The 12,498-nt window shown below is 34.2% G+C and carries 10 protein-coding genes; 9 read left to right on the top strand and 1 reads right to left on the bottom strand.

Annotated elements, in window-relative coordinates:
- The first annotated feature begins 36 nt into the window (after positions 1-36).
- The 3 genes from LACWKB10_RS01915 to LACWKB10_RS01905 all read left to right on the top strand — a co-directional run bounded on the left by LACWKB10_RS01915 (position 37) and on the right by LACWKB10_RS01905 (position 2,634).
- Positions 37-630 carry a C40 family peptidase gene (locus tag LACWKB10_RS01915; RefSeq protein ID WP_235191481.1) on the top strand — a complete coding sequence of 198 codons (594 nt, stop codon included), beginning with the start codon at positions 37-39 and terminating at the stop codon, positions 628-630.
- A gap of 203 nt (positions 631-833) precedes the next feature.
- Positions 834-1,565 (top strand): C40 family peptidase, encoded by a 732-nt coding sequence (locus tag LACWKB10_RS01910; RefSeq protein ID WP_034978074.1) that lies wholly within the window; start codon positions 834-836, stop codon positions 1,563-1,565.
- Between the two features lie 154 nt (positions 1,566-1,719).
- Positions 1,720-2,634, top strand: coding sequence for a C40 family peptidase (locus LACWKB10_RS01905; protein WP_034978073.1), 915 nt, complete (start codon positions 1,720-1,722; stop codon positions 2,632-2,634).
- A gap of 133 nt (positions 2,635-2,767) precedes the next feature.
- On the opposite strand, the gene hflX is transcribed toward LACWKB10_RS01905, so the two are convergent.
- A complete protein-coding gene (gene hflX / locus LACWKB10_RS01900) occupies positions 2,768-4,048 on the bottom strand; it encodes a GTPase HflX (RefSeq protein ID WP_034978072.1) in 1,281 nt (426 codons plus the stop codon).
- A 726-nt stretch (positions 4,049-4,774) separates the two neighbouring features.
- Between hflX and LACWKB10_RS01895 the strand changes: the two genes are divergently transcribed.
- From LACWKB10_RS01895 to LACWKB10_RS01870, 6 genes are all read left to right on the top strand, one after another.
- Positions 4,775-6,208 (top strand): MFS transporter, encoded by a 1,434-nt coding sequence (locus tag LACWKB10_RS01895; protein WP_034978071.1) that lies wholly within the window; start codon positions 4,775-4,777, stop codon positions 6,206-6,208.
- Positions 6,209-6,346: 138 nt separating this feature from the next.
- Positions 6,347-6,634: a type II toxin-antitoxin system HicB family antitoxin gene (locus LACWKB10_RS01890; RefSeq protein WP_034978069.1), complete on the top strand. Its 288-nt coding sequence runs from the start codon at positions 6,347-6,349 to the stop codon at positions 6,632-6,634.
- A 343-nt stretch (positions 6,635-6,977) separates the two neighbouring features.
- On the top strand, positions 6,978-7,544 hold the full coding sequence (locus LACWKB10_RS01885) for a hypothetical protein (RefSeq protein WP_034978068.1): 567 nt from the start codon (positions 6,978-6,980) through the stop codon (positions 7,542-7,544).
- A gap of 103 nt (positions 7,545-7,647) precedes the next feature.
- Entirely contained in the window at positions 7,648-8,769 is a 1,122-nt protein-coding gene (locus LACWKB10_RS01880; RefSeq protein ID WP_034978066.1) for an LCP family protein, read from the top strand.
- On the top strand, positions 8,769-9,389 hold the full coding sequence (locus tag LACWKB10_RS01875) for a glycerol-3-phosphate acyltransferase (protein WP_152560550.1): 621 nt from the start codon (positions 8,769-8,771) through the stop codon (positions 9,387-9,389). The genes LACWKB10_RS01880 and LACWKB10_RS01875 overlap by 1 nt, the downstream gene beginning before the upstream one ends.
- Before the next feature lie 35 nt (positions 9,390-9,424).
- Entirely contained in the window at positions 9,425-12,397 is a 2,973-nt protein-coding gene (locus tag LACWKB10_RS01870) for an LTA synthase family protein (protein WP_034978062.1), read from the top strand.
- Positions 12,398-12,498: the final 101 nt, after the last annotated feature.

The raw sequence follows: 12,498 nt of genomic DNA, 5'->3' as shown, positions 1-12,498 counted from the left end.
TTTTGTAGCTCGTTTGAAACAAATGTGTAACATTAAATGAGTATTATAGAAAATGTCGGAGAAATAGGGCGAATGATTTCCAATTATCATTTGTTGGAATTAAAAAGCTTTGCTTATGAACTAGAAAAGAGTTTAATTTTGAAACACGGACACTCAAAGAGATTAGTTAAGTTAATAACTTTCATTGCTTTGTTTTTCACTAGTACAACTAGTGTAACTGTAGTTAGTGCTACCACTGCAAATGATGTCAGTGCCAGTAGTGTAACTAAGAAACGGACAGCTGTAGCTAAGTTAGCCAAAAAACAGGTAGGTAAAGGCTATGTGTACGGTGCTACAGGTCCTTACTCTTTTGATTGTTCCGGCTTAGTACAATATGTGTATAAAAAAGCTGGGGATAAAACTTTACCAAGAACCACTTATTCTCAAGTAACTCAGGGTAAAAAAGTTTCATTAAAAAAATTAAAGAAAGGCGATTTGCTTTTCTGGGGTTCTTCCGTTGCCCCTTATCATGTTGGCATTTATGTTGGAGATAACCAATTTGTTCATGCAGCTACCCCAAGTCAAGGTGTTTTAAAACAATCACTTAGTGCCTATTTCTATCCCTCCGCTGCTAAACGTATCTTAGATTAATTAAACTCTAGTTCTATATTTTAAAAATTATAAATTTGCAGATATGCTCTTTCAGGTATAGTGAAGTTGAAAGGGCTTTTTTTACTTACTGGTATTATTATTGTAACCTTATTGTAACAATATGCGAGTAAAATTGATTTTGTAACATAGAAATAGAACTTAATTTTTAAAAAATTTGATGCGAATACGGGGGGATTTTGATTTTGAAAGTTAAAAGTAATTTAGTTAAATTTACTACTGCAGCTGCTTTGACTATTACTGGATTTGGTATTGCAAACGCAGTAAATACTAGCTCTGCGGCTACTAATGTTAAGGCTTCTACAAACAAGCTAAAAATCAATTATGTTCCTGGATATGGCATTAATGTATGGGATAATTATGAAAATCCTACTTTTACTGGTAAAAGAATTAAGCACGGTAAAACAGTGAGCATTTTAAGCAGTGCAATCGATAAAAAGGGAAATACTTGGTATCAGATTGGTGAAAATCAATGGATTCAAGCTCGTTATACTGTCAAGCCGGGAGTCAAAATAGCAAAAGTTCAAGCTAGAACTATCAAGAAGAAAAGTGTAAAACAGGCAGAAAAAGTTGTTGATTTGGCAAATGCTGAAGTTGGAAAATCATACGCGTGGGGCGGAAACGGTCCTCAAGGTTTTGATTGTTCAGGTTTAGCTCAATATGTTTACAGCAAAGCTACCGGAGTAAACTTGAGTCGCACAACTTATTCACAAGTTAAGCAGGGCAAGAAAGTTTCAATGCAAAATTTAAAGCCCGGTGACCTTCTATTTTGGGGTTCATCAACAGCTCCATATCATGTAGGTATCTATGTTGGTGACAATCAATATGTACATGCTGCTACTCCAGCTCAAGGGGTTGTAAAAGAAAATTTAAGTTCATATTTCTATCCATCAGTTGCAAAACGTGTTCTTGAATAAGAATAAGTTTGAAATTTAAAACACTTAGAAAATCTTCTAAGTGTTTTTTTATTGCTAATTGATTGGTGTAACTTGATTAAAAATCTGAAGCGTTTAAAATAAAATTGAATACTAATTTTTGATCACATTAAGCTATTGAAGGAGAACTGATTTGATGAAGCGTAATTTTTGGAAAATGGGTCTTGCCGCGGCATTGACTCTAACCGGAATTGGTGTGGCTTCACCGCAGAAAGCTGTGGATGCTGCTACATTAAAAGTCCCAGTCAAGAGGATTCAAATTAGTTGTTTACCAAATAAAGATGTCAAGATATGGACTAATTTTGAGGGAGGACAACTAATAAGTTTTCGTGCTAAAAATAAAAGTAAGTGGAATGTTGCTAAAACTGCAGTGGACCGCAAAGGTAAGCTATGGTATATGATTGGTGACAGTGAGTGGATTGAAGCTCGCTATACTGAAGATCTAGAAGAAAAATCTGATGCTAAAACTGCTCGTGAACAAGTAAAATCTGTTGCCACAAAAAAGAAAAATAAAAAAATAAAGCCTAAAAAGGCATTAAAAGTACCAAAAAAGCAAAAGGTTCAAAAACAAAAAGTAGTTGTTCCTAGTTTAAATAATGTTATTAAAAAGAAGAGTAATAAAACTACCGTAAATCCAATTAATTTAGGTAATAAAACTGTTTCTAATAATTCTTCAAGCGATACTTCAAGACGAGCACAGGCTGTAGTCAATTTAGCTGAAAGTCAATTAGGCAAAAGTTATGTCTGGGGTGGCAATGGACCAGATAGCTATGATTGCTCTGGTCTGGTGCAATATGTTTATAATCAAGTTGGTGGTGTGAAATTACCTCGTGTAACGACTGATCAAGTGAAGGTTGGGCAAACGGTGTCAATGAATCAATTACAACCCGGAGATTTATTATATTGGGGTTCGACAGAGGCGCCTTATCATGTTGGCATTTATGTTGGAAATAATCAGTATGTCAGTGCTGCAACACCGGAACAAGGGGTTGTATTACAAACAATCAGCTCATATTTTTATCCTTGTGTAGCAAAACGTGTTCTTCTCTAATTTACAAGCAAAGTTTATGATTAAATTGATTTCAATATGATTTTCGAAAATCAATTTATATTAAAATAAAAGATTCTCATATCGAAGTGAGAATCTTTTTTATTAGTGTTAGTTTTCTATCATTTATTTTAGTTTAGACAATATAACTGGCAAAATGTGCTTGTTCTCTAGGTGAGAGCCTCACAGCAATATGAACACCATCATTTTGATATCTCTCTGTTAATACTTGGGCATTTTCGTGTAAATAGGATAAAATTTTTCCTGCGGATAAAGGCAATAACAAATTTATTTTTTTATAATTGGTAAAAATTCGCTTTGTTATTAAATCAGCGAGGGTTTCAATAGATTTAGTGTCAACTGCGGAATATAAAATGCCGCTGCCTTCAATTTGGGGATAATTACGTTCCGACTTGTCAGCCTTGTTATAGGCAGTTATTATTGGGGTGTTTTTGACACCAATTTCATTGAGCACATTTTGTGTGGTGCGAATCATCTGGATCATGTTAGGATCTGAAGCATCAACAACGTTTATTAATAAGTCGGCATCTTTAACTTCTTGCAAAGTAGCTTTAAAAGATTCAATCAAATTATGAGGTAATTTAGAAATAAAACCAACTGTGTCTGAAAGAATAAAACTAAAATTATTTTCTAAGTCTATTCTGCGTACGTTTGTATCTAATGTGGCAAATAACATATTTTTCACAAAAACTTGTTTATCGCTATGTTTAGAAAATTCTTTTAGCAGTCCATTCATTGTGGTTGATTTGCCGGCATTGGTATAACCAACAAGTGCTACTTTTGGAATATGGTTTTGATTACGCCTTTTGGCTTTGATTTGTTCCTGCTTATCAATTGCTTGCAATTCCCTTTTTATAATAGAAATTTGTCTACCAATAGTGCGCCGGTTCAATTCCAGTTTGGATTCACCAGCACCACGGTTGGCAAAGCCGCCGCCAGTTGAGCCACCATTACCGCGTTGCTGGTCTAAGGTATTTTCTGATGGGTGCAATCGTGGCAATTCATACTGCAAGCGTGCCAGTTGAACCTGCAGTTTTGCTTGCTTAGTGCGTGCTCTACTTGAAAATATTTCTAAAATTAGTTCGGTACGATCAATTACTCGTAATTTAGTTAATTTCTCTAAGTTCCGAATTTGAACTGGCGTCAATTCATCATTAAGTACTAGAACTTTTGCTTTTAAACCATGTGCCATATCCTTAATTTCATTGATTTTTCCTAAGCCAAAATAAGTGCCAGCTATTATATGTTCCTCATTTTGTCGAGCTTGTCCAACAACCTCCATGTTTGCAGCTTCTGTAAGGTTAGCCAGTTCACTCATGTAGTAGTCAAAATTAGGATCATTTAAATTGGCTCCAGCAATAAATGCTTTTGTTTTACGTGGAGTATTTTCAATCATTTATTTCTCTTTCTGTAAATAAATTTATTAAGTGGTATTTCTCAAAAAAATTAAAAATTATTAATCCTCATGTTTCGTGCTTCTTTCGCGTCTATGATAGTTTAATTTTAATACAAATCGCTTTGTTTACCAAAAAGAAGAAATAAAGTTAAAAAATAAATAATTAGCCTTTTGATAATGATATTACAAATTATTGCTTTTGCTGGACTTATCATTAATATAAATAGCTGCCTCATTTAAAAATGTAATTAATATTTTTGTACTGCGTTTTTGCTTAAAGGTAACAATATTTTATTTAAAGAAAGAAAAGCTAAATCAAAAGTAAAAAGCACATTCTAAAAGATGTGCTTTTTTGTTGTCAAAATCTCTAGTTAACTGATTGCACCAGAAATAATAGATAACCTTGACTTTTGCTTATTCTGTTGTCGTGCTTGAATATTCGTTGAGAACGATTACATCTGGAAAGAGGAAAAATAATGCTGGAACAATTAGTTGATATAGTTAGAAATCCGGATAATGTTAAGCATCTGTTAAATGCTCATAGTCTACAAGAAGTTCGTAAATTACTTTTATCAATTTAGATTAATTACATAATATTCACCTGCTAATTAGAAAAAGCGACTACATAAATATGTGGTCGCTTTTATACTTGGCAGATAGAAAAAAAGGTGTATAATTCAATCTATTAAGGTACCTAACTAATTTTGAAATGGAGAGTATATTAAAATGGCACAAACATTAAGCTATCAATCTAATCAAAAGGTACAAAAAAATCGCTGGTGGATATTAGTTGCTGTGGGTCTGTTTACATTTATGTCAACCCTGGACGGTACGATTGTTAATATTGCTTTGCCAGTGATCAGTAAAGACTTACATATCCCGATGAGTCAATCTGAATGGGTAGTTTCACTATATTTGATTGTAGTTTGCAGCTTTATTTTATTTTTTGGCAAATTAAGTGACACTTACGGCAAAATAAAGGTTTTTCGCTTGGGAGCTATATTCTTTATTGCCGGTTCGCTTTTATCAGGAATTAGAATTAATTTAATATTTTTATTGCTGGCCAGGGCACTGCAGGCTTTTGGTGCTGCCATGACTATGGCTACTAATAATGGTATCATTACTGAAATTTTTCCGGCTACTGAAAGAGGAAAGGCATTAGGTACAATCGGATCTTTTGTTGCTCTGGGTTCAATTGCAGGTCCTGGACTTGGTGGCTTAATTTTAAGTCACCTTTCATGGTCTTATATTTTTTGGCTAAATGTTCCTGTTGGTCTTATAGCTGCAATAATTGGGGCTATATTTTTACCCAAGGATATTACTTTTACTAAATCTGCTTTAGATAAAGCCGGCTCTTTTAGCTTTGCTTTAGGCATGATTACATTGTTTGGAGGTATCTTTTTAGGACAACAGCTTGGCTTTAGTTCTTTACCCGTTTTACTTATGTTGCTAGTGGGTCTGGTCAGTTTTATCTGGTTTGTTTACGTTGAAAATCATGTGACAAATCCATTATTGCAATTTAAATTATTTAAAAATCCAGATTTTTCAGTTAGTCTGCTTTGTGCATTATTAATTTTTATAACTAACTTTTTCTTTAATGTGGTCACTCCTTTTTATTTGGAAAATGCCCGTCACTTGTTACCAGGGAAAACCGGTTTAATTTTAATGATACTACCAGTAGTTCAACTTTTTGCTGCCCCGGTTGCTGGTTCTATATCTGATAAAATCGGTCCTAAATTGATTACTTTTATTGGTCTTGTGTTATTGCTAATCAGTCAGATTGGTTATACGTTATGCAATTTGAATTCATCCATGTGGTTATTCATAATTAGTATCGCAATTATGGGGTTAGGCAGTGGCATATTCAGTTCCCCAAATAATTCTTTAGTTATGAGCTCAGTCGAACAAAAAGATTTAGGCATTGCAGGCAGTATTAATTCACTTTCTCGTAATCTAGGAATGGTCATTGGTATATCAAGTGCTACTACGGTTTTATTTGCTGCGATGAGCAAAGCAAAGGGAGCAAGAGTTACCGCTTACCTGCCTAAACAACCCGAGATTTTTATTTATGGCATGCATGTTGTTTTTATTATTTCAATGGTAATTTGTTTGATTACGGTTATACTGAGTGGATGGAGACTATTTAAAAATAATAAATAATTAAATATAAAAAAGTGTTGAAAATTATAAAAAACAACTCTTTTTTATTTTAAAAAATAATTTTTTAATAATTATTTCTTCTTTTTGGCAATTTGGGTATATTATGTAGAAGTAAAGAGCAAAATGAGGAGGTCTAGGATGAACCATAAAGTTGTGACGTATCCAGCTGTTTTTAAGCCACTGGAAAATGATATTTATGTAATTAGTTTCCCTGATGTTAAAGGTGGAATAACTGAAGGACAGGGTTTGCGCGAGTCAATGAAAATGGCCGCTGATACCCTTGCCAGTCGTCTTTATAATAAGTCAATATTGCCCAAGGCCAGCAAGGTTAGTGATATTGAATTACCAGATGATGGCTCATTTGTTGCACCTGTTTCTGCAGACCTTACCGAAGCTTCGCGTGATCGCATTAATTACGAAATATAATAAAAAAAAAGCATCCCAATCAATTGGGATGCCCTTTTTATTAACTTGTTCCAAAAACTTTTTTATAATCCTCGGGAACAAGTTAATTATAATATATCTAAGTAAATTTTGCTAATAAATTTAGCTTCTTTTAGTAAAAATGCTTTAAAATAACCTTTAGATTAAAATGTTATCTGAAAAGCGCAGTATTATATCTTTTTTTGAAAATTTAAGTATAATTTTTATTCAATAATTTGATTGAATAAAAAGAAGGCATTGCAAAAAATCTTGTGTTTTGAGCTCAAATTGACAATAGCACTATTTGAGTGCTATTTTTGAAAGAGAAAAAGTTTGGGAGTAAATTATGCAAACAATTGAAAGTTCTGTTTTGCGTGTTGCTGTTTCTGAAAAGGGTGCTAAAGTGGTTAACTTTGTTGCCCAAAATAGTCAAATTGATTATTTTAAAGATGTTGCTACGCAAAAAGCATTAGAAGTTATTTTTAGAGGAGCCGAACAGGAGGAAAATCTAGCAGATATCCTGCCGTGGACAGTTGTAGACAAGGGGGATTCACGTGTTAGTTTGGCTTTGATTGACGACAATTCTAGTTATAAAAAGTTTCCGTTCCACTTTGAAGCAATATTAACGTACGCATTAGAGGGAAGTGGAATTGATATTAAATTTTACTTGAAAAATAATTCTCATAAAGATATGCCGTTTTCGCTGAAATTCGTGATACCAGTTTTTTCAGGATGGGAAGTAAATACTAATGCTAACGAAATCGTATTAAATAAAGATAAAACTAATTTAACCGTAGCTTCCCCTAATTTTACGTTAACGGCTGAGAGCAATCAGATTAGTGCTGCTTATAATGCAGCTACGCTGGCTAGCGATAGTGATGAGGATCTGAGATTAAGCATAGTCTTGAGTTAAATAATTAATGATTTTAATAAGATAAAATAGACAAACCGGCAATGGCTTGTTTTTTTTGCTATAATGTACTCATTGTAATTAAAATTTGGGTAAATAAAAAGTTATGGATCACAACGATAATCATCCGAATAAAAGTCGAGTTGAATTACATGCAAAAGATTACCATAAAAAAAGACGTATTTTGGCGTGGTTATCATGTCTTATAGCACTTTTTGTCTTGGCAGTCTGCGTGTATTCAGCATATATTTATTTTCGTACAAAAGATACAGTTGACGATGCGTATGACGCTAAAAACGGCGTGCAGATTAAAAATGGTGAGTTCAACGGTAAGAAAAAATTTGCGGTGTTGCTAATGGGCAGCGATACAGGAGCGCTTGACCGTAAAGAGAAGAAAGGCAACACTGACACCATTATTATTGCCGTTGTTAATCCCCAAAAGAAGCGCTACACCTTAATGTCAGTTCCACGAGACACTATGGCTCAAATGGTCGGTGCTGACCAGTTTCAGGTTGAAAAAATAAATGCCGCTTATCCTGTTGGTGGGGCTGCCATGTCGATGGCAAGCGTGTCTAAATTAGTAAATGTACCAATTAAATATTATGTTTTGGTAAATATGAAGGGCATTATGCGTCTCATCCGCTATGTTGGCGGTATTAATATCAGGCCTACTCTGAGCTTTGAGTATGGTGGGTATATTTTTAAGAAAAATCAGCTTACTCACATGGGTGGCGGTGGTGCTTTGGCATATTCACGAATGCGTTATGATGATCCAGAAGGTGATTATGGTCGTCAAAAGCGTCAGCGCCAAGTGATTACTACTATTATAAAAAAGGCAGTTTCAATTAATACTTTAACTCGCTTGGATTCAGTATTATCGTCAGTTTCTGGAAATCTTAAAACCAATTTACCCTTTGATGCATTGCGTCAGATTGCCTTCAATTATCGTGATTCTACTAAAAACGTAAAAAATGATTATCTTCATGGACACAATGCTACAATAGATGGTTCTTCTTATCAGGTGCAATCTACTAAAGAATTACAACGAGTATCAGATTACCTGCGAGCAGAACTTGGTTTACCCGAAGCACCTGTAAATAATAATGAAACTTATCAGAATAAGCGTAATAAAATTGATGGCTTCAGTTTTAAAAACCCTGATAGCCAAGAATATCATATATATGAAGATTATCAAGATCAAAGTTACCAGGAAGAAGGTGACTATTGATAATGCGCTTGTGGTCAATCATTATTGGATATGGGTTTGGTTGTCTACTCACTGCCGTGTTGATTTGTCGTTTTGCTTTGCATCAAGATCCTACAAAGGTGGGATCAGGTAATCCGGGAACTGCAAATGTCGGAGCCGTGTTTGGGAAAAAATGGGGTATATTAACTTGTATTGGCGATATACTAAAAACTCTCATTTGTCTTTTAATAGTACACTGTTTTTTCTCAGACAGTATTGCTTTGTTATATGCAGGCTTGGGATTAATGCTAGGTCACTGTTTTCCTTTTTGGGAACATTTCCATGGTGGTAAAGGTGTAACGGTCGCTGTTATAGTAGCAGCACTATATGAAACACCAGTAGCTGCAGTTACATTGTTAATTGCTTTTTTCCTGTTGATAATTTTACAAAATTTGACGGTTCCACCAATAATTTTTATAATATTGTTCAGTTTATATGAATTTTTAACAACTAAGGAAGCCGGAATCGTATTATTGATTATGACGTTGGTTATGGTCTATAAATTTAGATATGATCTTCGTGACTTTTTTGCCGGAAAAGGAAAAAAGGTTGATGTTTTATACTCAATTAAGAAAAAGTTGGGTATTAAGCGTGATAATTAATAGCATCATTTTTAGTGAGGAAAATAACTAGAAATATGAATAAAAATAAAAAATCTTTAAAAGCCATCCAGATAATCTGTCTTCTGGTAGCAACTCTGTTCATGCTGATCCAAATGTTCAACTTGAAGGGAATTGCTGCCAGAGCACATTTTTCATTTGTCCGTTTTATGCCAAATATGTTGCATAATGCGACTTTAATGCTTATTCCCATGATATTTGGTGCTGTTTATAGTAAGAAAAAACAAAGTGTTAGCGAAAGTTTTAAATACTGGTTGTTAGCCAGCGCTACTTTGATTGTCTATTACATTTTATTTTTCTTTATAGTTCCTGCCCGCTTTAATATGTGGCGTGTATGGGGCATGTTGTTTCCGATCATCACCAGTACATCTGTTTTGTTTTCTGGTTTGATTTTCTGTTTGTTGATTCAACCACATTTGTATGACTTTTTGCATAAATTGACAAATAAGCAAAACCTCCTGGTTTTGAGTTTATTAACTTTACTCGGCTTTGCCCTAAGTGCCGGCAACCTGTCATTTCAATATTCGCTATATGGTCTTTACTTGGTTTTATTTTTTGCCTGGGGCATGTTTTTAGCTAATATCCACATTGGCAAAAAATTGTTAACTTTATCTTTAATTAGCGGTTTTCTTTCTTTCTTCATTGTGATAATCGGTGTTTCTGGGTTCGATGCTGTTTACTGGTCACAAATTATTTCTGGCAACGGGGGTGGTGACTGGAACAGGGAGTTCTTAAACAATCCTTCATCTCCGTTCATGTTTTTACTGGTAGTAGCGGTTTTCTTATTATTCAAAAAAGTTATTATGACTTTTAATAAAAAGCAAATGCGCTATTTTATCCCGGTAATCATGATCATGGATGCACCCATTTCTCCGAGGTTTATGAGAGCATTTCAGTTCACTGACTCCTCAATAGTTAACAAGTTGATTATGCTTGTTATTATGCTATTAATTGTGATTGTTTGGTATCAGTTACTTGATCGCTATTTGTTTCAAATCAATCCGTTTGCAAAAATAATTAATTATTTAGATAACGAACCTAATTTAGCTAAGATATGTGAAAAAGTATGGGCAATCTTTACCAAGTTTATAGTTACTAATAGAGTAAATTTGCTTACTTGGGCCTGGTTCTACATTCTAAGTTTTGGTTCTTTCCTAATTGAATCTGATAACTTACGAATTCAAATAAGTACAGCTTCTACAATTAATGCGATAGTTTATCTTCTAGGCACTAAATTCTTTGCCATGATTTTGACAACTATCTTTCTTGATGCGTTATTCTCCGTCTTTTATTTTGTAACTACACGATACTGGACTTCAAACATTTTAGTCAGTTTGATTGCGATTGGCTGGGCTGTTGCTAATAAGATTAAGCTGATTTTACGTGGAGAGCCAATTTATCCAACTGAACTTAGTGAAATTGTTAATTGGAAAACATTAATACCAATGATCGGTAAGACTACTGTCATTGTGATTTTAGTTGCACTCGTTGTAGTTATTGCTCTTGATATTTTCTTAGAGATAAAATTCCCTGTTAAAAAGCGTGGATCATGGAAGAGACGTGGTATTTGGGCACTTTTAAGCTTATTATTATTTGTAACACCATTGCGCTTTAACCATGACGGCGGAGTTATCTATCATATCAATCGCGGTTTTGATAATAAACAAAGGTTCCGTAATCCCGAACGTGATATTCAGGTAAATGGTCCTGTACTTAATTTCTTGAATTATATTGATTTGCAAATTATGGATCAGCCTGAGGGATATTCAGAAACAAGTATCAAGCAGTTAAATAATAAATATGAAAAAGTTGCTGCTAGGATAAATAAGAAACGCAAAAATACTCTTAAAGATCAAACTATTGTCTTTAATTTGAGTGAAAGTTTTGTTGATCCAAGCACTTTCCCTACATTTAGGCTTGACCGTGATGTTCCAAATCCAGTTAAGTTTATTCAGTCAATGAAGTCACGTTCAACATACGGCAACATGCTCAGTGCTGGTTATGGTGGTGGAACAGCTAACATGGAATGGGAAACTTTAACTGGTTTAAACATGGGAATGTTTAAATCCACCTTGACCCCATATGTTCAAGTGGTTCCAAACTATGATTTTTACCCAACAATAGGGATGAACTTCGATTACAAATCTGCTGTCCACCCATTTATTGGTACTTATTACTCAAGACAAGAAGATTATCATAGGTTTAAATTTGATAAATTTATCTTTGTTGGTTCAAAATATAAGGTTATTGACCAGAAGAAATTGGGTAAGAGTGGTTATAACTCTGACTTTACTACCTATGCTAATGGTCTAAAAGAAATCAATTCCCGCGGTGGCGGACAGTTCATTAACTTGATTTCAATTCAAAATCATATGCCATATAATAATTGGTATCCAAATAACGAATATATGGGCAAGATTTCTGGGGAATTATTCAATTCTCCAGCAGTACGTGATCAAATGGCTACCTACGTAAAGGGTACGCAATATACTGACAAGGCAGTCAAGCAGTTTATCGAACAGATTGATAAAATTAAAAAGCCAATTACTTTGGTCTTTTACGGCGATCACTATCCAAGTATCCTTTCTCAAAGTTATACTGCTAAATACCCGGTACAAATGCACTCAACGCGCTACTTTATCTATTCAAATAAATATGCCCGTCAACATGGTGCTAAAAAGAGACTGCCACGTAAAGCTAATAATTTCGTCAGCTCAAGTGATTTTATTGCAATGATGCTGGAACAGACAGATTCGAAAGTTACTCCTTACCAGGCTCTGTTAACAGAAGTTCATAAGAAGTTACCGGCAATTACTATTAACTTTAAAGGTGATAAAGGCTTCGAGTTAATTGGTCGGCAAGGACAAGTAATAGATCCAAAATATTTGACTAAGAAGCAGCAACAGATTCTAGCCGATTATGAGGCTGTTCAATATGACATGACAGCTGGAAAGGCCTATGGTCTAAAGATTAAAGGCTTTTATAAGTAATAAAATTATATTGACTTATTAAGAAAAAATGAGTATTATCATTTATAACAAATTTAAGTAGCAGCTTGATTCAGCGTTCAGAGAACTAGCGGTTAGTGTGA

Origin of the sequence: Lactobacillus sp. wkB10 (assembly GCF_000760615.1) — a bacterium.
GTDB classification, from domain to species: Bacteria; Bacillota; Bacilli; order Lactobacillales; family Lactobacillaceae; genus Lactobacillus; species Lactobacillus huangpiensis.
Note: the sequence above shows the minus strand (reverse complement) of the source record. Positions and strands in the feature narration are given on the sequence as shown.

Excerpts from the sequence above, each read along its gene's own strand:
- hflX (WP_034978072.1), bottom strand. The coding sequence starts at position 4,048 with ATGATTGAAAATACTCCACGTAAAACAAAAGCATTTATTGCTGGAGCC.
- LACWKB10_RS01905 (WP_034978073.1), top strand. The coding sequence starts at position 1,720 with ATGAAGCGTAATTTTTGGAAAATGGGTCTTGCCGCGGCATTGACTCTA.
- LACWKB10_RS01895 (WP_034978071.1), top strand. The coding sequence starts at position 4,775 with ATGGCACAAACATTAAGCTATCAATCTAATCAAAAGGTACAAAAAAAT.
- LACWKB10_RS01870 (WP_034978062.1), top strand. The coding sequence starts at position 9,425 with ATGAATAAAAATAAAAAATCTTTAAAAGCCATCCAGATAATCTGTCTT.
- LACWKB10_RS01885 (WP_034978068.1), top strand. The coding sequence starts at position 6,978 with ATGCAAACAATTGAAAGTTCTGTTTTGCGTGTTGCTGTTTCTGAAAAG.
- LACWKB10_RS01915 (WP_235191481.1), top strand. The coding sequence starts at position 37 with ATGAGTATTATAGAAAATGTCGGAGAAATAGGGCGAATGATTTCCAAT.
- LACWKB10_RS01890 (WP_034978069.1), top strand. The coding sequence starts at position 6,347 with ATGAACCATAAAGTTGTGACGTATCCAGCTGTTTTTAAGCCACTGGAA.
- LACWKB10_RS01880 (WP_034978066.1), top strand. The coding sequence starts at position 7,648 with ATGGATCACAACGATAATCATCCGAATAAAAGTCGAGTTGAATTACAT.